This is a genomic window from Vibrio sp. ZF57 (genome assembly GCF_001691235.1).
In the GTDB taxonomy this organism is placed as follows: Bacteria; Pseudomonadota; Gammaproteobacteria; order Enterobacterales; family Vibrionaceae; genus Vibrio; species Vibrio crassostreae_C.
Genome location: NZ_MAKD01000046.1, coordinates 1 through 21014, shown reverse-complemented (window position 1 = coordinate 21014; position 21014 = coordinate 1). Strand labels below are relative to the sequence as shown.

The 21014-nt window shown below is 45.8% G+C and carries 26 protein-coding genes; 6 read left to right on the top strand and 20 right to left on the bottom strand.

The window, feature by feature from the left end; all coding sequences use genetic code 11:
- The first annotated feature begins 115 nt into the window (after positions 1–115).
- Entirely contained in the window at positions 116–982 is an 867-nt protein-coding gene (gene rlmJ / locus A6D97_RS05180; RefSeq protein ID WP_065583952.1) for a 23S rRNA (adenine(2030)-N(6))-methyltransferase RlmJ, read from the top strand.
- Positions 983–1288: 306 nt separating this feature from the next.
- On the opposite strand, the gene A6D97_RS05175 is transcribed toward rlmJ, so the two are convergent.
- From A6D97_RS05175 to A6D97_RS05165, 3 genes are all read right to left on the bottom strand, one after another.
- Entirely contained in the window at positions 1289–2377 is a 1089-nt protein-coding gene (locus tag A6D97_RS05175; protein ID WP_065583951.1) for an alkene reductase, read from the bottom strand.
- A 59-nt stretch (positions 2378–2436) separates the two neighbouring features.
- Complete coding sequence (locus A6D97_RS05170; RefSeq protein ID WP_065583950.1) at positions 2437–3645, bottom strand: MFS transporter; 1209 nt, start codon at positions 3643–3645, stop codon at positions 2437–2439.
- A gap of 106 nt (positions 3646–3751) precedes the next feature.
- Positions 3752–4435 carry an SDR family oxidoreductase gene (locus tag A6D97_RS05165; RefSeq protein WP_065583949.1) on the bottom strand — a complete coding sequence of 228 codons (684 nt, stop codon included), beginning with the start codon at positions 4433–4435 and terminating at the stop codon, positions 3752–3754.
- A 173-nt stretch (positions 4436–4608) separates the two neighbouring features.
- On the opposite strand from A6D97_RS05165, the gene A6D97_RS05160 reads away from it, so the two are divergent.
- The 4 genes from A6D97_RS05160 (at position 4609) to A6D97_RS05145 (ending at position 7055) form a co-directional block, all read left to right on the top strand.
- Positions 4609–5538, top strand: a complete 930-nt coding sequence (locus tag A6D97_RS05160; RefSeq protein WP_065583948.1) for a LysR family transcriptional regulator — start codon at positions 4609–4611, stop codon at positions 5536–5538.
- A gap of 113 nt (positions 5539–5651) precedes the next feature.
- The gene (locus A6D97_RS05155) at positions 5652–6044 is read left to right on the top strand and encodes a GFA family protein (RefSeq protein ID WP_017061270.1); all 393 of its coding nucleotides are present in this window, start codon (positions 5652–5654) and stop codon (positions 6042–6044) included.
- A 29-nt stretch (positions 6045–6073) separates the two neighbouring features.
- Positions 6074–6541, top strand: a complete 468-nt coding sequence (locus tag A6D97_RS05150) for an OsmC family protein (protein ID WP_065583947.1) — start codon at positions 6074–6076, stop codon at positions 6539–6541.
- Positions 6542–6710: 169 nt separating this feature from the next.
- The gene (locus tag A6D97_RS05145) at positions 6711–7055 is read left to right on the top strand and encodes a ribosome recycling factor family protein (RefSeq protein ID WP_017061272.1); all 345 of its coding nucleotides are present in this window, start codon (positions 6711–6713) and stop codon (positions 7053–7055) included.
- Positions 7056–7199: 144 nt separating this feature from the next.
- On the opposite strand, the gene A6D97_RS05140 is transcribed toward A6D97_RS05145, so the two are convergent.
- The 16 genes from A6D97_RS05140 to A6D97_RS05065 form a co-directional block, all read right to left on the bottom strand.
- Complete coding sequence (locus tag A6D97_RS05140) at positions 7200–7439, bottom strand: RNA-binding protein (protein WP_017061273.1); 240 nt, start codon at positions 7437–7439, stop codon at positions 7200–7202.
- A gap of 131 nt (positions 7440–7570) precedes the next feature.
- Positions 7571–8239, bottom strand: a complete 669-nt coding sequence (locus A6D97_RS05135) for an SDR family NAD(P)-dependent oxidoreductase (RefSeq protein WP_017065090.1) — start codon at positions 8237–8239, stop codon at positions 7571–7573.
- 279 nt (positions 8240–8518) lie between these two features.
- Positions 8519–8782 (bottom strand): hypothetical protein, encoded by a 264-nt coding sequence (locus A6D97_RS05130; RefSeq protein WP_017061275.1) that lies wholly within the window; start codon positions 8780–8782, stop codon positions 8519–8521.
- Positions 8783–9028: 246 nt separating this feature from the next.
- A complete protein-coding gene (locus A6D97_RS05125; RefSeq protein WP_065583946.1) occupies positions 9029–9571 on the bottom strand; it encodes a DUF3833 domain-containing protein in 543 nt (180 codons plus the stop codon).
- Complete coding sequence (locus A6D97_RS05120) at positions 9568–10143, bottom strand: chalcone isomerase family protein (RefSeq protein ID WP_065583945.1); 576 nt, start codon at positions 10141–10143, stop codon at positions 9568–9570. Before A6D97_RS05120 ends, A6D97_RS05125 begins: the two co-directional genes overlap by 4 nt.
- Positions 10144–10146: 3 nt before the next feature.
- Positions 10147–10668, bottom strand: coding sequence for a DUF2878 domain-containing protein (locus A6D97_RS05115; protein WP_065583944.1), 522 nt, complete (start codon positions 10666–10668; stop codon positions 10147–10149).
- On the bottom strand, positions 10646–11926 hold the full coding sequence (locus tag A6D97_RS05110) for a cyclopropane-fatty-acyl-phospholipid synthase family protein (RefSeq protein WP_065583943.1): 1281 nt from the start codon (positions 11924–11926) through the stop codon (positions 10646–10648). Before A6D97_RS05110 ends, A6D97_RS05115 begins: the two co-directional genes overlap by 23 nt.
- A gap of 105 nt (positions 11927–12031) precedes the next feature.
- Positions 12032–12838, bottom strand: coding sequence for a DUF1365 domain-containing protein (locus A6D97_RS05105; RefSeq protein ID WP_017061280.1), 807 nt, complete (start codon positions 12836–12838; stop codon positions 12032–12034).
- Positions 12835–14106 (bottom strand): FAD-dependent oxidoreductase, encoded by a 1272-nt coding sequence (locus tag A6D97_RS05100; protein ID WP_017067825.1) that lies wholly within the window; start codon positions 14104–14106, stop codon positions 12835–12837. The genes A6D97_RS05105 and A6D97_RS05100 overlap by 4 nt, the downstream gene beginning before the upstream one ends.
- 2 nt (positions 14107–14108) lie before the next feature.
- Complete coding sequence (locus A6D97_RS05095) at positions 14109–14840, bottom strand: SDR family NAD(P)-dependent oxidoreductase (protein ID WP_065583942.1); 732 nt, start codon at positions 14838–14840, stop codon at positions 14109–14111.
- A complete protein-coding gene (locus A6D97_RS05090) occupies positions 14840–15271 on the bottom strand; it encodes a nuclear transport factor 2 family protein (RefSeq protein ID WP_065583941.1) in 432 nt (143 codons plus the stop codon). The genes A6D97_RS05095 and A6D97_RS05090 overlap by 1 nt, the downstream gene beginning before the upstream one ends.
- Positions 15272–15285: 14 nt before the next feature.
- Positions 15286–16701, bottom strand: coding sequence for a deoxyribodipyrimidine photo-lyase (gene phrB / locus A6D97_RS05085; protein ID WP_065583940.1), 1416 nt, complete (start codon positions 16699–16701; stop codon positions 15286–15288).
- A complete protein-coding gene (locus A6D97_RS05080) occupies positions 16698–17645 on the bottom strand; it encodes a DUF523 and DUF1722 domain-containing protein (protein WP_017060965.1) in 948 nt (315 codons plus the stop codon). The genes phrB and A6D97_RS05080 overlap by 4 nt, the downstream gene beginning before the upstream one ends.
- Positions 17646–17819: 174 nt before the next feature.
- The gene (locus A6D97_RS05075) at positions 17820–18500 is read right to left on the bottom strand and encodes a ChrR family anti-sigma-E factor (protein WP_017060966.1); all 681 of its coding nucleotides are present in this window, start codon (positions 18498–18500) and stop codon (positions 17820–17822) included.
- A complete protein-coding gene (locus A6D97_RS05070) occupies positions 18493–19140 on the bottom strand; it encodes a sigma-70 family RNA polymerase sigma factor (protein WP_017060967.1) in 648 nt (215 codons plus the stop codon). Before A6D97_RS05070 ends, A6D97_RS05075 begins: the two co-directional genes overlap by 8 nt.
- 110 nt (positions 19141–19250) lie before the next feature.
- A complete protein-coding gene (locus A6D97_RS05065) occupies positions 19251–19871 on the bottom strand; it encodes an LON peptidase substrate-binding domain-containing protein (RefSeq protein ID WP_017065084.1) in 621 nt (206 codons plus the stop codon).
- Between the two features lie 252 nt (positions 19872–20123).
- Here A6D97_RS05065 and A6D97_RS05060 point away from each other — a divergent pair, with 252 nt between their 5' ends.
- On the top strand, positions 20124–20510 hold the full coding sequence (locus A6D97_RS05060; RefSeq protein ID WP_017060969.1) for a tautomerase family protein: 387 nt from the start codon (positions 20124–20126) through the stop codon (positions 20508–20510).
- A 127-nt stretch (positions 20511–20637) separates the two neighbouring features.
- Here A6D97_RS05060 and A6D97_RS05055 read toward each other — a convergent pair.
- Positions 20638–21014 (bottom strand): DUF4344 domain-containing metallopeptidase (locus tag A6D97_RS05055; RefSeq protein WP_240492693.1); only part of this gene is annotated, 377 nt, incomplete at its 5' end.

The following is a 21014-nucleotide window of genomic DNA, read 5'->3' as shown; positions in this document are numbered from 1 at the left end:
AAGAGTCAAACAGTTACAGAAAAGAGAGCCTATTTCAAAAAACGATGGATTGAGCAGGCAAGCCCTCATGATATGAAGTATGTTTAGATGACGTTAGTAGAAATGAGGCAAGGGAATGGAATATCGACATCAATGTCATGTAGGCGACCATGGTGATGCACTGAAGCATCCAGTATTGAGTGCACTTGTTCAGTCATTAATGCAGCAGCATTCACGCCTCAACGTTATCGACACGCACTCAGGTACAGGGTGTTATGACCTAACCACCGCACCAAGTAATCATGCAGGTGAGTTTGCTGAAGGGGTCGGGTACTTGTGGTGCAATAAGGCTTATCTTCCTCCGGCATTCGCTTCATTTATGTCGGTACTGGAATACTACAATCCGAATCAACTTATCTCTTTGTATCCGGGTTCTGCCGCCATCACTTACCAACAAGGTCGCAGCCAAGATAGTTTCTATTTTTCAGACATTCAGCAAGATGAAGCTGATTTACTGCAAACCAATATTGAGAAGTTACAATGTAACCTAAATATTTCAAGCAAGCTTACGATTAGCGCAGGTGATGGGCTTAAAGCGTTACCTGATGACGTTGCTAAACATGACAACCACCATCTGATTGTTATCGACCCACCCTATGAAACCGATTCAGAATATCTCGCGGTGATTGATGCCTTAGTTAAGGCGTATCAGCAATCTGAGAAGGTATCAGCATTAATTTGGTACCCGCTTTACACGGATGATAAGAGCTCACTGATTTTGAACCACTGCGTGACAGCGGTAAAAGATGGCTTGCTACCAAGTCCGATCAAGTCCGAACTTCGCCTTAGAGAGCCCAAGGGTGATGATCGCCTGATCGGCAGTGGTTTGCTGTTGTTCAATCCACCACAAGGCATTGCGGGAACGGTCGCAGATACGCTCGATTATTTACACAGCCAACTCGCCACTAATGGTGAAGGCTACTGGCAAATGAGAAGCTTATAGATCTGATTTTTATGGGTTTTATGATGGTTTTCTAGACATCACTAACTAAACCACTGTTATCTATGTGGTTTAAATTGACCAAACGCTAACTTTTATCGATTGATTAATTGCAGTGAATCATTTAAAAATAGTACATCAATGCGCACAGGTGCATACTGGCTCATAAGTTAAATAATTACCCCTAATTAATATCAGATTGTGGTTTACCCCCTAAACTGCATAAGGCTCGCACTAGTCATGCGAGCCTTTCTTTTGCCTGAAGGAAATGTTTCTAGTGGTTAGAAACCATCACCTCCTCCAAATTCACTACAACGCTGGATAATCGATGTAGCCTTTTTCGTTGCCGCCGAACAGAGTGGCGCCATCGAGATCGGATAGTTCGCTGCCGTTTTGTAGGCGTGAAACTAGATCTGGGTTAGCAACGAATGGGCGACCGAATGCGACAAGGTCGGCGTAGCCTTTGCTTAACACTTCTTCGGCGCGTTCTGGTGTGTAGCTGCCAGCAACGATGATGGTGTTAGAGAACAACTCTCTTAGTTCGACACGGAAGCTTTCAGGTATCACAGGCGCGTCATCCCAATCGGCTTCTGATAGGTGTAGATAAGCGATATTACGAGCCTGCAGTTCCTTTGACGCTTCTAAAATCGTTGGCACGATGTCTGGGCAGTTCATGTCTTTGAAGGTGATGAATGGGGCTAAACGTACGCCCACTTTGTCAGCACCAATCGCTTCAATTACCGCATCCACGACTTCAATTAGAAAGCGAAGTCGGTTCTCACGACTGCCACCATAGTTGTCGGTGCGCTTATTTGAATTGGTTCTTAGGAATTGATCGATGAGGTAGCCATTACCACCGTGGATTTCCACTCCGTTGAACCCTGCCTCGACAGCTTTTTTCGCTGAGTTAGCAAAATCTTGAACAACACGATCGATGTCTGCTTGGGTCATCTCTCTTGGTTGGATGCAATCCACCATGTTGCCGTTACCATTTTCATCAGAGATCCAAACCTGCGTTTCTATGGGTGCCAGTGCAGAAGGTGCAATCGGCAACTCGCCTTTTTGAAAGGTAGGGTGTGATACTCGGCCTACGTGCCATAGTTGGCAGAAGATCGCGGCACCTTGCTCTTTTGCTGCTGTGGTGACTGATTTCCAACCTTCGATTTGCGCATCGGTATAAACGCCGGGTGTGAATGAGTAACCTTGAGAGTCATCTGAAATTTGTGTGGCTTCAGTGATGATAAGTCCTGCACTTGCTCGTTGTTGGTAATAAGTCGCCATCATGTCGTTGGGCACGTTTCCAGGTTGGCTAGTGCGAGCGCGTGTCATGGGTGCCATAACCACGCGATTTTGCAGTTCTAGGCCTTTCAGTTCTGATTTTTCAAATAATTTGTTCATGGTTTCTACCTTGTTTTAATGCTGTGATCTTTCGTTTTGTATTGGGGCGAGAAGTCGCGTTATTTGCTTTCTGCTGGGCTGAAAATAGAGTTGCTTTGTGGCTTGCCCGCTCGGTTGGCTTTGGCGATAAGCAGCAAACCAATCACTGGGACAACAACGGCTGCGAATGGAATCATGCCTGCGCCTAGTTGGCTGTCGAGTACCATGCCGCCAAGGAATCCACCAAAGGCATTGGCTAAGTTAAACGCTGAGATATTCGCAGTTGCTGCTAGCTCTTGGCCTTCGCCACCGTGGTTCATTACTCGAAGTTGCATGGCAGGGACGTTCGCAAATGATGCAATACCAAAGACAAATGCAGCTGCAACGAAGAGGATTTTGTTGTCTACCACAAGGCCAACTACAACCAATGACACGATCATTGCAACGGCCCAAAACATTGAAGCTTTGCCTAGGTTTTTATCTGAAGAGCGTCCGCCCAAGGTGTTACCGATGATTAAGCCGACACCCACAATCACTAAGATCCAAGTAACAGACTCTTGACCGTAGCCGGTGATGTGCATAGCGATTGGCGCAAGGTATCCGTATAGCGTCATGAAGCCAGACCAAGCAAAAGCAGTGATTGCCAAGCTGATCAGCAGCATTGGGTTTTTGAACGCTAGAAGCTGAGTTTTGATGTCTTTCGCTTCACTGTGACCTGTCGATTTAATCGATATCAAAATGGCAAGCATCGCGATAGTGCCAAGTGCTGCCACGGTAAAGAAAGTAGTGTGCCAGCCGAATTGCAAGCTGACCCATGTACCAGCTGGAACGCCAAGAACGTTAGCGAGTGTTAAGCCTGCGAACATTTGGCCAACGGCACGACCTGCCATTTTTTCAGACACTAAGTTGGTTGCAACAACCGCACCGATACCATAAAAAGGGCCTTGCACTAAGCCTGCGATAACACGGCTGGCAAGTAGAAGTGGGTAGCTAGGAGCAAGGGCTGATAAGACATTACCGATGATGAACAGTGCCATTAAGCCAATCAGTACCATCTTCTTGTTAAAACGTGCGAGGTAGATGGTTAAGATCGGGCCACCAATAACGATAGCCAATGCGTAAGCACTGATTAGGTATCCGGCTTGACCTTCGGTGATCGAAAGGGATGTGGCAATTTGTGGAAGGATGCCTGCAATAACAAACTCAGCGGTGCCGATGGCAAAAGCTGCGAGTGTCAGTATCCAAACTTGGAATGGGATCTTTTCTTTATGGATCGCTTCTGATTTCATAGTGAAGTACCTGTGTTAATTCTTGTTTGTTAGGACGTGAGATACACGCCCTAACGATTGTTCTTTATGTCTTTGCTTCTTTGCTTCTTTGCTTCTTTGCGGAGTGTTAGCCGAGTAGAGCGCCGCCATCGATATCGATGATTGACCCAGTGACGTATGGGTTATTAATTGCGAACAGGTAACCCATGGCTATCTCTGAAGGCTCGCCAACCTTACCTGCGGGTAGGTTGTTTTTGGCGTTGTCGTACATGTTTGCACGAGCGGAATCGTCCATGTTTTTGTAGGCTTCCGTCATGGTTAAACCCGGGCTAACGGCATTGACTCGAATGGGTGATAGCTCTTTCGCCAGTATTTTGGTTACGCTTTCTAGTGCGGCGTTGATGGCGGTTTTTACGTAAGTACCAGCAACAACTTTGCGTGACAACATACCAGTTGTGAAGGTGATAGAGCCGTTTGGCGTCATGTAGCGTGCGGCATGTTTGGCTACGTTTAAGCTGCCCCAAAACTTAGTGTCAAAAGCTGTCTTAGCGTTTGCGGTTGCTACGTCTGTTACTTTTCCTGCGGGAGCGGATGAGCCAGCCGTTACGATTAAGTGGTCAAACACGCCAATCGATTCGAAGTATTCACAAATCGACTTTTCATCGGTGATATCAACGCCTGTGTGTCGGCTGGCAATATGTACCGTGTTGTTCTCGTTTCTTAGTTGCATCGCTAGTGCTTTGCCGATACCTGATGTGCCACCAATGATGACGAAAGTGCGTTGCTCTTGTTTAGTCGATTCGTTAGTCATTCTCTGAATTCCTGCGTTGTTCTGTTGATGTTTGCCATTATATTTATTCGACTAAATTTGATAATTGGTTAAAATATAAATTCATTATTCGGTTAAGCTGAATAGTGTGACTGAGTATTCAAATCGAGCATTAAGATCGAGAAGTAAGACGAAGAGGTGGAAGCGAGAATCGTATGGATAAGTTTTCAGATATGGCGATGTTCGTCAGTATTGTTAAGCATCACGGGTTAGCGGCGGCGGGGCGCGAACTGGGTTTATCGCCTGCGACCATGACAGCAAGGCTGCAGGCGCTTGAAGAACGATATGGTGTGAAGTTGTTGAATCGAAGTACGCGTCATGTGTCTTTGACCGACTCTGGAGATCTGTATCACAAGGCATGTTTGGAGATTTTAGACAACGTCAGTGAGGCCGAAAACCTGATTCAAAATGGCGTAAAAGAAGTCAAAGGCTCGCTAAAAATCGCCGCGCCAAAAGACATCGGAAAGCAGTACATTCTTCCTATTTTGTCGGAGTTTTGCCAGCAGTATCCGGACGTTATTCCTTACCTGTATTTGAACGATAACCTCTCGAACATTGCTGAATCTGGCATGGATATCGTGGTCCGTTATGGTGAACTGGTCGACAGCAGTTTGATATCCAGACGCTTATCGCCAAGCCGACGTGTGTTGTGCGCTTCTCCTGAATATCTTGCTAAACATGGAACACCGTTAACACCACAAGATTTGGTCGAACACGACTGTTTAGCCATGCTGCGTAGCAATGAAGAGCTCAAGACATGGCACTTCCAAGACAATGATATGAAGAAGTCGGTGACGGTTGTGCCGAAGCGATTTTCAGATGATGGTGAAGTGATTCGGTACTGGGCATTAAAAGGTGAGGGCATTGCGCTTAAATCGGTGTTGGATGTGCAAGACGACATCAATAACCAACGCCTTGTTACTCTGCTGAATGGTTACATGAAAAACTTCAATACCGCGATGTCGGTGTCGAGTGCCGATTTGAATGTGGTGTACATCAGCAAGAAATATCAGCCCAAGCGTATCCGGTTGTTTCTTGATTTCTTGTTTGAGCGGTTTGGCGATTTGGTTGAAAAGTCTAGTTAGATTAGCCGAGAAGCAGCGCATGACAGATCTCTCGAACTCAACACCCGGGTACGGACAGAGAACATTGAACTGGTTATGATACGACCAACATAAGGATGTGATTGGAGAGAAAAATGAAAGTCGTCGGAGATACGGTTATCCAACCTTTTCACAAGGCAACCTGCCATTGCGGTGCGGTTGAACTAGAGTTCAGCTTACCTAACGGGATAGAAAAACCACGCCGCTGTGATTGCTCTATCTGTCGTCGCAGGGGAGCGATTGTGGGCTCTGTTGCACTGGACGGCATCAAGATCCTCAAAGGTGCGGAGCATCTCAAGCTTTATCAATTCAATACCAACACCGCAAAGCATTATTTCTGCTCAAACTGCGGCATCTATACCCATCATCAACGCCGTTCTAGCCCAAATGAATACGGTTTTAACATCGGCTGTTTGGAAGGGGTAAATCCTTTTGATATTGGTGATGTGGTGACCAACGATGGTGTCAATCATCCAGCTGATCGTTAATTTATTGAGCTTTAAAAAGGGAAGAAATTATGTCTGAATATGGAGCGGTCATTCGCTGGAAAAAAGCAGAAGATGAAGTCTTTAGCGACAATCAATACAGTCGAGGTCATACGTGGGAGTTCGATGGTGGTGTCACTGTGCCTGCTTCGTCCTCTCCACATGTTGTGCCACTGCCGTTTTCGGTGGAAGCGAATGTTGATCCAGAAGAAGCGTTTATCGCGGCACTTTCTAGCTGCCATATGCTGACGTTTTTGGGCATTGCCGCAAAGCAGAAGTACGTGATCGACTCCTATGTCGATGATGCGATTGGTGTGCTGGAAGAAGATGAATCTGGCCGCTCATCGGTCACTAAGGTGACTCTGCGCCCTAAAATTGTGTTTTTAGGTACCAAAAAGCCCACCGCCAAGCAGCTCGACAAACTGCACCACTTGGCGCACAAAAACTGCTTTATCGCGAACTCGGTAAAAACGGACATTGTGGTAGAAACTAAAGCGTAAACCACACACGTTAACATCCAAAAACCGCGAGGTTGCTTAGTGCATCACTGGCGGTTTTTTTGTGTCTGTGTAATCCTACGTACGGTTTTAATTGAGTGACAGTTAGAAAGTTTTGAGAGATAGGTAGAGAGCTCTTGAATGGTAGGAATAGATTGATTAGCAGAGAGTTATGTTTAGCGTCCCATTGAATAGTTTTGTACATCGTGTGAGTGATAAAAGCCAAGTGATGGTGAATGCTGCGGAATGTGGATGTCAGTTGAAACGAGTTCGTCGTTCGCGTAATTGGCTGTTGGTCGCTCAAGAGTATCAACTCGTTGAATTTAAAACGATGTTAACCCATGAAAAAGACGGTTGGATAGCAATTGCAATCGACAAAGTGCTGCCTAAACCCGTGGTGTGTTTGGCATCTCTGTTGGCCGCTACACCTTCAATGACTGTGGCTCAGCTGGTGATGGAATCTGGATGTTCAATGGCCGAAGCAAGACGTGCTATTGATGAACATGAAGGTCTGTAGGCGTATTCAAATCGTGTGAAAAGAGAATTGCGAGCAGCAAAAAGCCCGTAACGATATTGCGCTGGAAAACGTCATATCGTTACGGGCTTTATCATCTGTGCTGCTGTTAAGCTAAGCCATGCGGCTGATGAAGCATTGAATCGATTAAGAGTTCGCTACTTTTACACGAATCGTGTTTTTGCCAAGCTTTGACAAGTTCAGCTTGTTTAGTGCCGCTTTAGCTTCTTCTTGCTCTGGCATTTCAACAAAAGCGAAGCCTTTTGAGTCGCCAGTTTCTTGGTCTAAAACTAGGCTGCACTCTTTTACTGAGCCAAACTCAGAAAATAGCACACGGATGTCTTGCTCAGAGGTAGAGCGCGATAGGTTACGAACTAGAAGTTTCATAATAAACCTTGAATATGAATTTACGCCGAGCATTGTCGCACACTTTCATGCTCACCCTCACAAATAATTACTCTAATCATTTCTTTGGTAATGTGTCGCTCTATTTACCGATTAAGCGAGCTGTTTACCTGCTAGCCGCGGTTTATCGTGATATCTGACACGAATCCATGCTCTGTGCTGGTCAACGCCTGTTGTAGCATCTGAGCGGCTTCTTGCGCGGTCATAAAGCTCGAGGTATCCATGCCTTTACCGCTTGTATTCCAAAACTCGGTCGCCATTCCTCCAGGGTAAACCGCCACGATTTTCATCGGGTGACCTTTTAGCTCTAACCTTACCGATTCGATAAAGCCTTTCACGGCCCATTTTGCCGCGCAGTAGGTGGACTCTTCCGCTTTAGCACCTTGTGCCGCCGTCGACATCACCACAGCGATGGTGACCGATTGATCTTTGTAGCGCTGTACAAGCTCGCGAATCAAAAAGATCGAAGACTCAATATTGTTCTTCAGCATGTCGCTGATGATGGTTGGATCTTGCTGTTCTATCTTACCGAAGTACCCACTGCCAGCGCTGTGGATCACCAGCTTCGGCATTTCAGGTAACGCATCCAATAACTCGCTCACTGAGTGCGGGTCACAGAGATCACACGCTTGGCTAATGGTATTCGCAGGTAGGCCTTGCGCCACTTCTGCTAAACGTTGTGCATTGCGACCTGTAATGGCTACGCGCTGAGCGTCGGCGTTAGCATATTGTTTCGCGAGAGCTGCGCCTAAACCGCTGCTTGATCCGGTAATTAAAATCATACTGTCTTCAATTTGTAGAGTTGATTCGAGATAGTAAGGGGCTAGGCTAAGATTTTCTGAGATCTATGGCTAAAGTTGATCGATAGCCTGGTTGATAGGTTGATAGGTTGATAGGTTAATAGCTTGGGTGATCGGTCGAGCGGTAAGGCTGAGCTAAGAAAGTGGGGGAAAGCCGTTAAGAATCGACGGGTTTAGCAAGAAATAACAGCGTTAAAAAACAACGAACTAACAAGTAAAAGCGCCGGCATAGAGCCAGCGCTTTTGAGTAATCATAAGTGATTATTCGTCGTCGAACTGTTTGATCGTGAACGCGTCTTCGATTCGGTTAAGCTCTTCTTGTTCTTTCACTCGCTTCTCTTCTTGTAGAGTCGCTCTCGTTTCGTTGAAACGTTTTTTCTCTGACTTAGTCAGGAATTTTACAGCTTTTTTGTTGGTCAGTGCGTAAGCAACTACGTCTTCACCTTTTTCTCTGCGGTCGTTTACGCGTTGTGAGAAACGTTCATTGTCGCGAGCTTTACGCTCCGCTGAGGTCAACTTGCTCATGCTTTAAAGCCTTTTCAATTATTCATGGTAGGGAATCTACGCTTAGCGAAACAAATGGGGACTGCTTAGTGTCAGTCTAGTCCATTTGTATGCTGGTGGCGCATCTTAGCACAATGACTTGAGCATGCAGGTATGCTATTCGAGGGATCAAACAAAACAGCCCACAATTTTCGTTGTGGGCTGTTTTGTTACGTACTGTAGATGTAGTCATCGTTTTAAAACTAAGAATCAGAAACGGCAGTTACATCAAATCTTCTCGATGTATAAGATGACCTCTCCGACTTTAAAGCCAAACTTAGACATCTCAGTCTTGTTGAACAAGCGTTTATCGTCCATTAAGAACATCCAATCATCGAGCACCACTTCATAGGTGCTGCCGTCTACTTCAATTTCTAGATCATATTTCCAATACAGCGCAGAACCTTGGGTTTCACCATAAGCGGTTCCAACGACATCGTTGGCAGTCCCAGAATAGGTGTTTTCGCCCGTTTTGATCAGATTCCAAACGCGAGTTGAGCGCTCGCCATCAGCAAAAGAGAACCACTCTTTTATTTTTCCGTTGTCACCGTCCCAAGTCGCGATCAGTTTGGCATCAAAGCGGCGCAGTAAGTTACCAGAGCGGTCTAGCACCATGCCGTAGGCCATTAGCTCGCCATTAAAAAAGGTTTCAAGCTTGAGCTCTGGCGTAGTGTCGACATGGTCTTCTAAACTTGCAGAGCCACAGCCCACTAGCCAAGTGAGTGAAAAAAATGCCAGAGCAAATTTTATTATTGTTGTTTTTGGATTCATTTGTTCAAACCTAAAAGTTGTTTACGAAGACCGGGTTCAGAGGTGTTTTCAGACAACCAAATCGCTAGAAAGGCTTCACCAAATTGCTTGTCTTGGATGGTGCCGATCGGTTGTTCATCGAAATAAAAACGACTTACGTTATCTTCAGCGACACGAATCGTGAGTGTGCTTCCTTCTTCCACGTTCGGCCACATCGCGTACAAGGGTTTCAACCAACGTTGAATGTTGCTGTCAGAGTAGCCAAGCTTGTTCCACTGATCTTCGGTAGCGTCTACGAGGTCTTTGCTATCGATAGAGCGGTAATACTCAAGCTTTAAGGCTCGTTCAGAGTTGGTTGGAGTCGCGTAGAATTCTGCCGAGTAGAGAGTCCAAAACAGGTAACTCATTTCACCTTCACCACGTTTGTTCAGATCATCGACAGCAGAGGCTTTAGCATTTCCGGCAAATAACAGCGCAGCAAAGATTAACGAGAGAGTAATAAAGCTTAGAAGTGTGTTTTTTGCTTGCTGATGAGTGCGAACAATACCGCGCTCAGGTTTGAACGTTTGTGTCGGGTTGCGTGGATAAGCCATAAGTCACCTCGTTATTGCCATTTTAGGTTGTATTAAGTTGGAGTAGGCGGCCACCAGTAAGGGCAACAAAATCCCCCAACTTATTGCAAGGGCAGCAACTACCGATGCATCTGGCCAAGTAGTAAGAAGAGCACCAGCTTTGATGCCTCCCCAATAACTACTAGTACCTGCTACGAACCCTATGACAAACAAGATCACTTTCGAGCATTTTTTTAGCCAATTTAGGCTGTGGTTAAAACTGATTAAGAACATGATCCACAGGCAGACAAGCCACACCGGGAACCACGATTGATTCGCAATTTCAGAGTCGACGGCAAACACGCCGAAGTGGAGTAAGAGGCTATCAAGCAATAGCCCCAATGGTAATAAAATGAGTATCTTCAAATCGCTACTGCGAGTCGGTGATAGAAGGAAGTGAACCACTACAATCAGTGGTGTGACGAACGGGGCTTGCGCGGTAAAGAAAGCGCTGCAAACCCAGGTCGCTTGAAACAGTACGAGATTAATAATCCAAAACCGCTTCATCTTTTGCTCCAAAGTAACGAGGTTTTCTTGCGACTACATGGTGAGTGCTGATCACGCGCTCTTTGAATGCGCCTTCACAGTAGCAGAAGTAGAAGGTCCATAAGCGTTTAAACTCTTCTGAATAGCCGAGAGACTCTAGCTCTTCCCAACTATTTTCAAAGGCGATGTTCCAATCATTCAGCGTTCGAGCGTAGTGCAGGCCAATGTCATCAATTTCTTGAACCACAAGGTCGGTGCTGGTCGCAAGGTGTTGGGTCATCACTGAAACAGAAGGTAGGCAACCGCCGGGGAAGATGTACTTCTGAATAAAGTCGACACCTTTGCGGTATTTGTCGTAACGGCTGTCAGCAATAGTAATTGCTTGAATCAGCATCTTGCCTGAGGGCTTAAGTAGCGAGGAACATTTTTCAAAGAAGGTTTGTAGATACTCATGTCCGACCGCCTCTATCATCTCGATCGAAACCAACTTGTCATACTCACCAGTGAGATTGCGATAATCCTCTTTGAGCAGGGTGATTTTGTCGGTTAAACCAAGCGCTTTTACTCTCTGTTCAGCAAGTGCATGTTGGGCATCTGAGATAGTGGTAGTGGTGACGTGGCAACCGTAGTGTTGCGCCATGAAGATGGCTAAGCCGCCCCACCCTGTGCCTATCTCGACCACGCTATCTTTCTCAGACAGTTCTAGTCGCTCACAGATGGTTTTCATTTTGTTTTGTTGAGCCTTCGACAAGGTTTCTGCGTCTTCGCTGTAGATTGCGGAAGAGTACTGCATCGAGCTATCTAAGAAGCGCTCATACAGCTCGTTGCCAATATCGTAGTGGGCGAGAATATTTCGCTTAGAGCCTTGCTCGGTGTTGGCATTCTTACGACGCAGCAATAGGTTTTTGATGCGAGAAACCCATTGTGTCTTGTCATCAAGCTCATCCAATTGGGCTTGGTTACGAGCCATGATTTGAATCACACGCGTTAGATTTGGGCTGGTCCATTTACCATCGATGTACGCTTCAGATGCGCCGATACTGCCGTTGATGACCACATCTCTAAAAAAGGTCGCATCATGAATCACGATTCGACCTTTCAAGTCTGCTTCTCGATCACCGAACACCGAATGCTGGTCGCGCTCAATGATCTCGAGCGTCGCGAATTGCAGGCTTTCTAACACCTTGAAGATTAAAGCTCGATATTTACAGTTGCTTGAAACAGCAACGGCTTTAGCCTGTTGTTCAATATTGTTGTTTTGTTTGGCAAGCTGTTCCATGTAAACCTCGCTGATAACTCATTCTAATATTTTGTGCCAACTAAGCTGAGTTCTGCTCCTTGATTGGAGCGAACCCAAGCTTCAATTGAGTTCTTTCATGTGCGCTTAAGACGTTGAGTCTGGATGCGCCACAAACGGTACTTTTTTCAGGAATAATTTGAGAGCCTGATAATAAATTCCCATCACGACTTTTATCGTCATCGCCGGAATCTTGAATACCGTTCGTCTAATGTTTGTCTTGGTTACTGACTGCTTCGTCAGGGCTAGTGTCGCATCGAAAAGCTTGTCGTCTCGGCGGCTTTCGATGTGAACTAACGTGCGTTTCGCTGGTGGCTTAATCTTCCAAAAATAAGTCATGTTCAAATCCATGAACGGCGAAACGTGAAACTCTTTTTTTACCTTCAATTCTTGGTGCATGTCGATGAGATAGTAGTGTCTTTCTCGCCAAGGCGTGTTACTCACCTCAGCCAACATGTACTTACAATCTCCAGTCTCGTCATAACAGAAGAAACAGTTGATTGGGCTGAAGTAGATGCCTAAACAGCGGCACTGAGCCAGCATCGTCACACGGTTTGAATCAGACCAAACCCCACCAAGTTGTTGCACTTTGGAAGCTATACGTTGCTTAAGTGATTTTGGTTCATCCGTGGTGACATTTTCTTTTTTTTCAGCGAGATAATCCGATTCGACAAAGCGAATCGGGTTGTACCAACGAGTTCCGAACAGCGCACTGCGCGCTGTGGTTTGGGGCAGCTCATCAAGATCTAACCCCATCATATACAGCTGATAGCTGAACTCATGAGTGATGTCGCCAAAGCGGCGATGTCTGACGTTACCCCAATAGATACCGCTGAGCTCTTCACTCTTTTCGGATGCGATCCCCATCTCGGGTGTCAGGGTTTGACTGTTCATAGCGCGGAACTCGTACTCAAATCTAAACCGAAGCGTTTGGTCACATCGAGTGCACTGTGGACACCGTCTTCATGGAAGCCGTTATACCAATAAGCGCCAGCAAAGTGCGTCTGGTTTTTGCCACAGATTTGCTCACGCTTGTGCTGAGCTTCGACCGTGTTCGAATTAAGTACCGGGTGATGATAAACAAAGCTGCGAATAATTTTTTCTGGGTCGATGGCTTCGCTTTGATTCAAGGTGACACAGAAGGTGTCTTGGCTTTCGATGCCTTGCAGAATGTTCATGTTGTACGTGACACAAGCAGGTCGTTTACTGTCGCCAACCAACATGTAGTTCCAACTTGCCCAAGCCAGTTTTCTATCTGGGAGTAAGCGAGTATCGGTGTGCAGAACCACTTCATTGCGGCTGTATGGGATCTCGCTCAGTACCTGTTGCTCTTGTTCTGTCGCATCACCAAGCAGGCGTAAGGCTTGGTCTGAGTGGCAAGCAAAGATTACTTCGTCGAAACCTTGTGTGCTGCCATCTTCAAATTCAATCGTGATGCCCGTTTCTTGGCGAGTCACTTGTTTAATCGATGTATTGAGTGCAACAGGCTTACTTAGGCGTGAAAGGATGATTTCAACATAAGAACGCGATCCCTTTGGAATCACATACCACTGGGGACGGTTGGCGATATCGAGCAATCCGTGGTTGTAGAAAAACTGGATGAAGAACTTGAGCTCAAACTCTTCCATCTCTTCCAAGCTTGTCGACCAAATAGCGGCGCCCATCGGTAGAATATAGTGCTGACTGAAAAAGTCGGAAAATTGATTATCTCGTAGGAAACTGCCAAGGGTAACGTCTGGTGTGAATTCATTGCTTTCAAACTGAGCCTTACACAGCTTGTTGAACTTGAGAATGTCAGACACTAAAGACCAGAACTGAGGTTTGAAGATGTTGCTCCTCTGCGCGAATAACGAATTAATGCTGTGGCCGTTGTATTCAAACTTGGTCGTCGTGTTGTGGACGCTGAAGCTCATCTCAGTCGGTTGCCTTTCGACATCGAGTTGTTCTAGAAGCTGATTGAAATTCGGGTAGGTTCGATCGTTGAATACGATGAAACCTGTATCTATCGAAAACGCCGAGCCTTGATGTTCAATATCAACGGTCGCGGTGTGCCCCCCAACGTAATCATTCTTTTCGAATACTGTTACGTCGTGGTGCTTATCTAATATATGCGCGCAAGTGAGTCCAGAGATACCTGAACCAATAATGGCGATTTTCTTCATTGTTATACCATCCTTGAAGCGAGTTTTTGCCAAACTGGAGTTGGGAGCATTCTTAGTAGCTTCATCAACATGATGAATCGTCTTGGGAAATCGATTTCACTCTTTCCTTGAGCGATACCATTTACGATTCGCTGAGTTGCGGCCTCACTACTAATAATCATAGGCATAGAGAACGTATTTCGCTCGGTTAATGGCGTTTCAACGAAGCCAGGGTGCACAATTGATACATGAATGTTGTGCGTTGCCAGATCAACCGAAAGTGTTCTGCCTAAGTAGGTGAGGGCTGCCTTTGAAGCGCCATAAGCCTCGGCTCTTGGCAAAGGTAAAAAGCTGGCGCTGGAGCTGACTAAAACCAAACGGCCGCCGGGCTTGATGTTTTTTAACCAAGCTTTAAGGGCGTAGCCAATTGAAATTAGGTTTATGTTGATGACGCGCTCAAAAAGCTCGGCATCAAAATTCACTGGGTCGTCGATGTACTCACAATCACCCGCATTTAAAATCAGCAGATCGAGCGGCTTGTCTTGGTCGAGTTCTGGGAAGTTGTGGTAATCGGTCAGATCGAAACAGAGCGGTGTAATGGATGAATGCGCGATGTCTGTCTTGTGAGAATCAACCAAGGCTTGCAGCTTGTCTGGGTTACGGCCACAAGCAATCACCTGATGCCCTTGTTGAGCATAATCGATAGCGAGTGATTGGCCGATACCTGAGGTCGCGCCTGTGATCATAATACGCATTATTGGCTCGCTCTCTTTTTGATGGATTTGATGGCGCAGCCCAGAACTGGAATGTGTTCGTACAACATAGAGCCGACATCAAGATAGTCTCTGTGGTAGACCACTTGACCGTCGAGCATCTTAAGGTGGCTGTGCCCTTGTACTTCGATTGGCTTTTGCCCATTTAATTGCTTGTGAGCAAACTGCATCGTCCAGTAAACGGAAGCTTCGTCGTTCGCTTCGAAAGTGTGTTCGATATGAAAGTAACAGCTGGTTACTTGGGTGTAGAGGTTCTCGAAGTAGTGCGTAAGCGCCGAAATACCGCTGACATGATGCAGCGGATCTTGGAATTCAATATCAGGGTGATAAACCGTCTTAAGCACGTCGAAATTGTCGGTTCCGAGTTCTCGATACATGTTGAGAAAGTTATCAAGCCATAGAGAGTTATCCATAATATTCACTCTAATTATTTGAAGAAGGCTAAGGCTCTCAATCGTGCTTCTTTATGCTCAACGATGGGTTGCCAGTATTCGCTGTCTATTCCGTTTTTAGCGATAAAGTCATGTGGGAAATGTACATGCTTATCTGGGATATTTTGCAGCTCTGGTATGTACTTACGAATAAAAATTCCTTTTGGATCAAACTTTTCACTCTGAGTGATTGGATTGAAAATTCGGAAGTAAGGTTGAGCATCACAGCCAGTACTTGAAGCCCACTGCCAGCCACCATTGTTGGCGCTAAAGTCTCCGTCGATAAGGTGCGACATAAAGAAACGCTCGCCCCAACGCCAGTCAATAAGCAGGTGCTTGGTTAGGAAGCTTGCCACCACCATTCTTAGTCTGTTGTGCATCCAGCCCGTTTCAACCAGTTGACGCATTGCGGCATCAACCAATGGATATCCTGTTTTTCCTTCGCACCAAGCTTTGAAGCTAGGATGATCGTGATACCAATCTAAACCATTGTATTTTTGCTGAAAGTTAGCACCTTTGACCAGTTTAGGGTGGTGGAACATCAAATGCTTATAAAAATCTCGCCAAATCAATTCATTGAGCCAACAAAAGGCCGGTAATTGCGTATCAAATAACAGATCGGGTTGCTGCTGAATCAATTGAATCGCTAACCAACGTGGGCTCACGGCGCCAATCGCTAAATAAGGTGATAGCCCCGATGTTCCTTTAACTGAGGGAATATCTCTCAGACGTGCGTAGTCGTTGACTTTATTGCCTAAGAAATTGGGAATCACATTGCCCAATACATCTTGGCTTAATGGCCAGCGACTCGAATCAACACGCGGAAAATCGAAATCATAGTCAGCAGAGATGGTTAAGGCTTGTAAGTCGTCAGGAAGCTGTGTTTGTGAACGTTCAGCTGACTCGACAGGAGCTGGACTGCAGATGATGCCTTTCACCTGAACTTCTTTTAACCAAGCGTTCTTAAAGGGCGTAAAGACTTTGAACATCTCGCCTTGTTTGTTGAGAACGCTACCGAGTGGCAGCATAACGTCACAATCGCTGATCTTCAGGTTTAGGCCGCTTGAAATCAGCTTTTTATCGCGAGCTTGTTCATCGACCTCTGGTTCAGAGTTAGCGTAGACGCACTTGGCATCAAGCTGCTGGCACAAATCGATGAGCTGTTTGGATTGGTCGTCAAAGTCGCTAGCTTTCAGGTGAAGCAACGTTATCCCGAATTCAGCGAGCTGGGAATCGAGTTGTTTTAGATGACGATAGATGAAATCAGCTTTGATCGGCGCAAGGTGGTGTTGCCGCCACGTTTGAGGCGTTGAAATGAAAACGGCGGTCGTTACGCCGTTTTCAACTGCCGCGACGAGCGCTGGGTTATCGTGAATCCGCAGGTCTCGTCGTATCCATAGTATGTCGCTCAATATCCGTATCTCAGTTTAAGTTCTTGAGGGTGCGGGTTTAGGTAAACCTGTGATTCTAGGTATTCGTTCGGGTATTCCATCAGGTAGTGATTGATCAGTGTCAGTGGCACTAGCAGTGGAACAACGCCCTCTCTGAATGATGCGATCTGGTTGGTCAGCTCTTGCTTGTGAGCGCTACTCAGTTGTTTTTTAAAGTAACCCTGCAAATGATGCAGCGTATTGGCGTGACTGCCTCGATTCGCGTGATGAGACAACGCCGTCATCAAGCCTTCGATGTATTGAGCCGCTAGTTCGTCGATATCTAAATCATTACCCGCTAGCAGTTTGCCTAAGCTTTTGTAACCCTCAACGTGGTGACACATGACTAGATATTTGTGGGCGCTGTGGAACTGAATCAGTTTGTGCTTGGTCACACCTTCATCCACAAGATCGAGCCATTTTTGGTAAGTGAACACTCGAGTCATGAAGTTTTCACGCAAAATGGGATCGTTAAGGCGGCCGTTTTCTTCAACGGGAAGTAACGGGTTGCCGTCCATAATTTGTTGGGTGAACATGCCTATGCCTGTCGATTCAGAGCCGCGACCATGGTGGTGGTACACCTTCACGCGCTCCATGCCGCAGGTTGGGCTTTTTTGACACACAATAAAGCCAGCAATGTGTTGGTTTTTCTTTGAGTAGTTTTGACCGAACTCGATCAGTTCGTTGGTCACATCACCTGAGCCATCAGGGCGAGAAACATGGATGATGTCATCTAGCATTCTTGTTTGACGAATGGTTGGACGAGGGGTTGGAAGACCAACAGCCATCTCTGGGCAAACAGGTTCCAATTCCACGTAGTCTGCTAGGTCGTCTGTACAAAAACGAGAGCGTTTATGACCTGTGTCGAAACGTACTTTATGTCCAGCAACACATGCACTGATACCGATTTTGATTTTCTTTTCCATTGGCCAACTCCTTTGCTCTTGCTCTGAGCTTTTTCTTATAGTTCAACATTGCTAATCGTATTTACAGAGCTGGGTGTGTTTTTACTTTGACACCGTAGTTGTTTTTATTCAGATGTATTGACGATATACAGGATAGCTTTATGCCATCCTGTATATTTATAGCCTGCAACTGGGTTAATAGATATATTTTCCAAGTGGATTGAATAGTTGGCTCACACCTTTTGTGAAGTAAAGCGCATCACTTGAAACGGTTAAACAGACACAACCTTCTTTTGTTGCCGGTTGATGAGTGTGATTGCCATCCAACCAGATGAAGTCACCTTTGTTGTAAACGCCCATTTCGTCTTCGAAACTGCCCTCTAGAAGAAGCGTGATCTCGAAGCCTTTGTGGGTGTGGCAAGGCACTTGTCCATCTTTGTCGATGTGCAACAAGCTGGTGTGGTGTGCTTCGTCAGCAAAATCGAGTCTTGCTCGTGAAATTTTGCCTAGGTTCATCCAGTCCTTTCTCGCTACTGAGTTTAGAGCGCGAGGGATTGTGAATGTCGTGTCAGCAACAGTTACTTTCTGAACCTCTGGAGTCACTTCAACAGACTGAGAAGTATCAGCTGTGATTTGCTCTATCGCGTCAAAATCAAAGTCCATGTCGTCCATTGAGAAGCTGTCTAGATCTTCATTTGAGAATACTGGCTCTGCGTCAAAAGCATTATTCGCTGCTACAGCTGTAAGCTGCTTGACTTGTTGTTGGCAGTGTTCACACAGCTCTACATGGCTAGAAACAATCAAAGAAACTGAATCAGCCAACGTGCCATCGACGAAGTCTTTCAAGATTGCCGCGTTTGGGTGATGTTTAATCATGGTCTTGTTCCCCCATGTGAACTTTTAATTTGGCTAAAGCGAGTCTCAGACGTGATTTCACTGTTCCAAGTGGGACGCCAAGTTGCTGAGCGAGTTGCTCTTGAGAGAGCTCTTGAAAGTAAACGCCTTTGACGATGGTTTTCTGAGCGAGAGGCAACTTTTCTATTTGAGTCATTACGTGTCGGCTCATCAAATGGTCACCGAATGGCAAATCTTCGCTTTGAGACTCGGCTACCATCGCATCGATTGGCCAGATATCGTCGGCTATCGTTTGTTCGGCTTTCGCTTTCACTTTGCGCAACATGTCGAATGCTGCATTACGCATTACCGTGTAGACCCAAGTGGTCGCAGCGCCTTTATCTACATTGTAGAGATGTGCTTTCTTCCAAACATTAGTCATCGTGTCTTGAACTAGCTCGTTTGCAGCAGCTTCGCCACCCAACTTACTGATACCAAAACGCTTGATCTTAGGAGCGAAGAACTTGAACAAACAGGTGAACGCCTGCTTGTCTCGGTCTGTACCAACCAACACCAGCCAGCTCGAGAGCTCTGTCGGTACTTTGTTGTCTGTAGGTACTTTGTTATCGGGAATAATGACATGCTCCTTGCCGTTCCCTGAACTTCTGCTTTCCACTTGCATAGTAACTAACCATCATGCGAATTTGATGGGCACTACGTGAAAGGAGAAAGTCGGGATCACTTTAATTTAAATTAATTTCTACTATACAAAATTATAGTGAAGAAAAGTGCTTATTGCCCCGTAATGATTTGATTCAAAAAAGGAACTAGAGACGGAAAACTGGCTGGCTCAGTAAATTCTGTTTTCTTTTCCAGTGGGATAGGCATCATTTCGAGCAATCGCGCACAGATCCATTGTGGGCTCTCAAAATCAGGAGTGGGATAGAGTGTTCTTATCGAATCGTGGTCGCGAAACAACTGAACCAAAAAAGCGGTAAACACGTTAGGCACTTTATATTCATCTGTAGGCCAGTGAGGCAACAAGCTGAACTTACTTTTAATCAGGTCATCATCGTCTCGAAACGACCCATGCAATTGCACCAACTTTTCGCCTTCGACATCAATTTCTAATATCTGGTCGTCCGACATATTGAAGTCGACGATGGTCACCTTTGTTCCCCAAGAGCTGAGATGATCAGAGTTAGATTTGTCTTGAGTGGCGATAATGAAACCATCGCCCTGCGCTGCGTGAGCGACCATCGCGAGATACTTTGGCTCAAAAATGCGCAGTCTTTGTCTGCCTCCCGGTAAAAGGAAGATGGGGAGGGGAAACACAGCGAGCTCCAGAGAAGACTCTACGGGTGTTTCTGGTTCGGCGTCTGTCCGCGTGGTCTTCCTAGGTGAATTCGGCACATAGTACTCCTTAGTTCAGATGTGATTCGAGAAGATATACGCGGGGAGGGTGGTGTTCGATCAATTCGCTTCGGCTTATGTTCGCAAAGGGATAGATATTTTGTTGCACCTGTTTATAAATTCATTGTTTTTACCTTTTCTCATACGCGTCATTAGGTAATATATGAACAAATAGTAAGCGAATGGGTAGTTGCCAGACGATGCTTCTATCTGACGTTCTTCTATACCTAACATCGCATCAAAGGAATGGTCATGATTGTTATTTATGGTATCAAAGAGTGCTTAAATCCAATTAAGTTGCAGCTCTCTAATGTGTTGCAGCAGTGCTTGAATAGTGAAATGGGTTTACCCGATGACAAGCGAGCACATCGATTTGTGCCATTGGAACGGGATGACTTCTTTTACCCAGAAGGAAGAACAGAAGCCTATACCGTCATTGAGATCAACATGATGGAAGGTCGAGCGGTAAACACCAAAAAGCGTCTAATCAAGAAGATCTTTTCTGAGATTGAAAAGCAGCTCTCTATCTCTCCGATTGATATTGAAATCACCATTAAAGAGCAGCCTTCACATTGTTGGGGTTTTCGAGGGATGACGGGCGATGAAGCACAAGATTTGAAGTACAAAGTGAACGTCTAGGGTTTAAGCTCTTAACTCTTAACTCTTAACTCTTAACACGTAAGACTTAAGCCAATCTATCGAGTGACGGCTTTGGAATTTGATGCCAAAGCCGTTTTCCTAGTTCTCGACACTAACCTTTAAGCATCTAAGCATCGTCACTCTTTTTTAAATACTGATGCCAATTTTCATTGATCACGTCAAAGTGCTCAACGCAGAACTCTTTTCTGTCTTTCAAATAGTCGTTTTCCACTTCATCGAGCAAGTTCTTATAGGCATCGGGATCGCTGCCATACACCAAGCATAACGTGGAGAAGTAACGCTGCAGGTCGAAACTGTGCTCGTCGATGTATTCCCCCAAGTCGTAATACTCTGGGCGGTCTTCTGACTCGAAAGCGAACATGTCTGCAGCGCTGATAGCAGCGTCGGCCCCATGCTCTACGTAGTTAAGCAGTAGCACGGTTGCTAGGTTATCAACCGCATCTTCTTCTTTACCCAATATGGCAATGTTCTGATCTTCGATAT

Coding starts and splice junctions, on each gene's coding strand:
- rlmJ (WP_065583952.1), top strand. CDS start 116: ATGGAATATCGACATCAATGTCATGTAGGCGACCATGGTGATGCACTG.
- A6D97_RS05175 (WP_065583951.1), bottom strand. CDS start 2,377: ATGAACAAATTATTTGAAAAATCAGAACTGAAAGGCCTAGAACTGCAA.
- A6D97_RS05170 (WP_065583950.1), bottom strand. CDS start 3,645: ATGAAATCAGAAGCGATCCATAAAGAAAAGATCCCATTCCAAGTTTGG.
- A6D97_RS05165 (WP_065583949.1), bottom strand. CDS start 4,435: ATGACTAACGAATCGACTAAACAAGAGCAACGCACTTTCGTCATCATT.
- A6D97_RS05160 (WP_065583948.1), top strand. CDS start 4,609: ATGGATAAGTTTTCAGATATGGCGATGTTCGTCAGTATTGTTAAGCAT.
- A6D97_RS05155 (WP_017061270.1), top strand. CDS start 5,652: ATGAAAGTCGTCGGAGATACGGTTATCCAACCTTTTCACAAGGCAACC.
- A6D97_RS05150 (WP_065583947.1), top strand. CDS start 6,074: ATGTCTGAATATGGAGCGGTCATTCGCTGGAAAAAAGCAGAAGATGAA.
- A6D97_RS05145 (WP_017061272.1), top strand. CDS start 6,711: ATGTTTAGCGTCCCATTGAATAGTTTTGTACATCGTGTGAGTGATAAA.
- A6D97_RS05140 (WP_017061273.1), bottom strand. CDS start 7,439: ATGAAACTTCTAGTTCGTAACCTATCGCGCTCTACCTCTGAGCAAGAC.
- A6D97_RS05135 (WP_017065090.1), bottom strand. CDS start 8,239: ATGATTTTAATTACCGGATCAAGCAGCGGTTTAGGCGCAGCTCTCGCG.
- A6D97_RS05130 (WP_017061275.1), bottom strand. CDS start 8,782: ATGAGCAAGTTGACCTCAGCGGAGCGTAAAGCTCGCGACAATGAACGT.
- A6D97_RS05125 (WP_065583946.1), bottom strand. CDS start 9,571: ATGAATCCAAAAACAACAATAATAAAATTTGCTCTGGCATTTTTTTCA.
- A6D97_RS05120 (WP_065583945.1), bottom strand. CDS start 10,143: ATGGCTTATCCACGCAACCCGACACAAACGTTCAAACCTGAGCGCGGT.
- A6D97_RS05115 (WP_065583944.1), bottom strand. CDS start 10,668: ATGAAGCGGTTTTGGATTATTAATCTCGTACTGTTTCAAGCGACCTGG.
- A6D97_RS05110 (WP_065583943.1), bottom strand. CDS start 11,926: ATGGAACAGCTTGCCAAACAAAACAACAATATTGAACAACAGGCTAAA.
- A6D97_RS05105 (WP_017061280.1), bottom strand. CDS start 12,838: ATGAACAGTCAAACCCTGACACCCGAGATGGGGATCGCATCCGAAAAG.
- A6D97_RS05100 (WP_017067825.1), bottom strand. CDS start 14,106: ATGAAGAAAATCGCCATTATTGGTTCAGGTATCTCTGGACTCACTTGC.
- A6D97_RS05095 (WP_065583942.1), bottom strand. CDS start 14,840: ATGCGTATTATGATCACAGGCGCGACCTCAGGTATCGGCCAATCACTC.
- A6D97_RS05090 (WP_065583941.1), bottom strand. CDS start 15,271: ATGGATAACTCTCTATGGCTTGATAACTTTCTCAACATGTATCGAGAA.
- A6D97_RS05080 (WP_017060965.1), bottom strand. CDS start 17,645: ATGGAAAAGAAAATCAAAATCGGTATCAGTGCATGTGTTGCTGGACAT.
- A6D97_RS05075 (WP_017060966.1), bottom strand. CDS start 18,500: ATGATTAAACATCACCCAAACGCGGCAATCTTGAAAGACTTCGTCGAT.
- A6D97_RS05070 (WP_017060967.1), bottom strand. CDS start 19,140: ATGCAAGTGGAAAGCAGAAGTTCAGGGAACGGCAAGGAGCATGTCATT.
- A6D97_RS05060 (WP_017060969.1), top strand. CDS start 20,124: ATGATTGTTATTTATGGTATCAAAGAGTGCTTAAATCCAATTAAGTTG.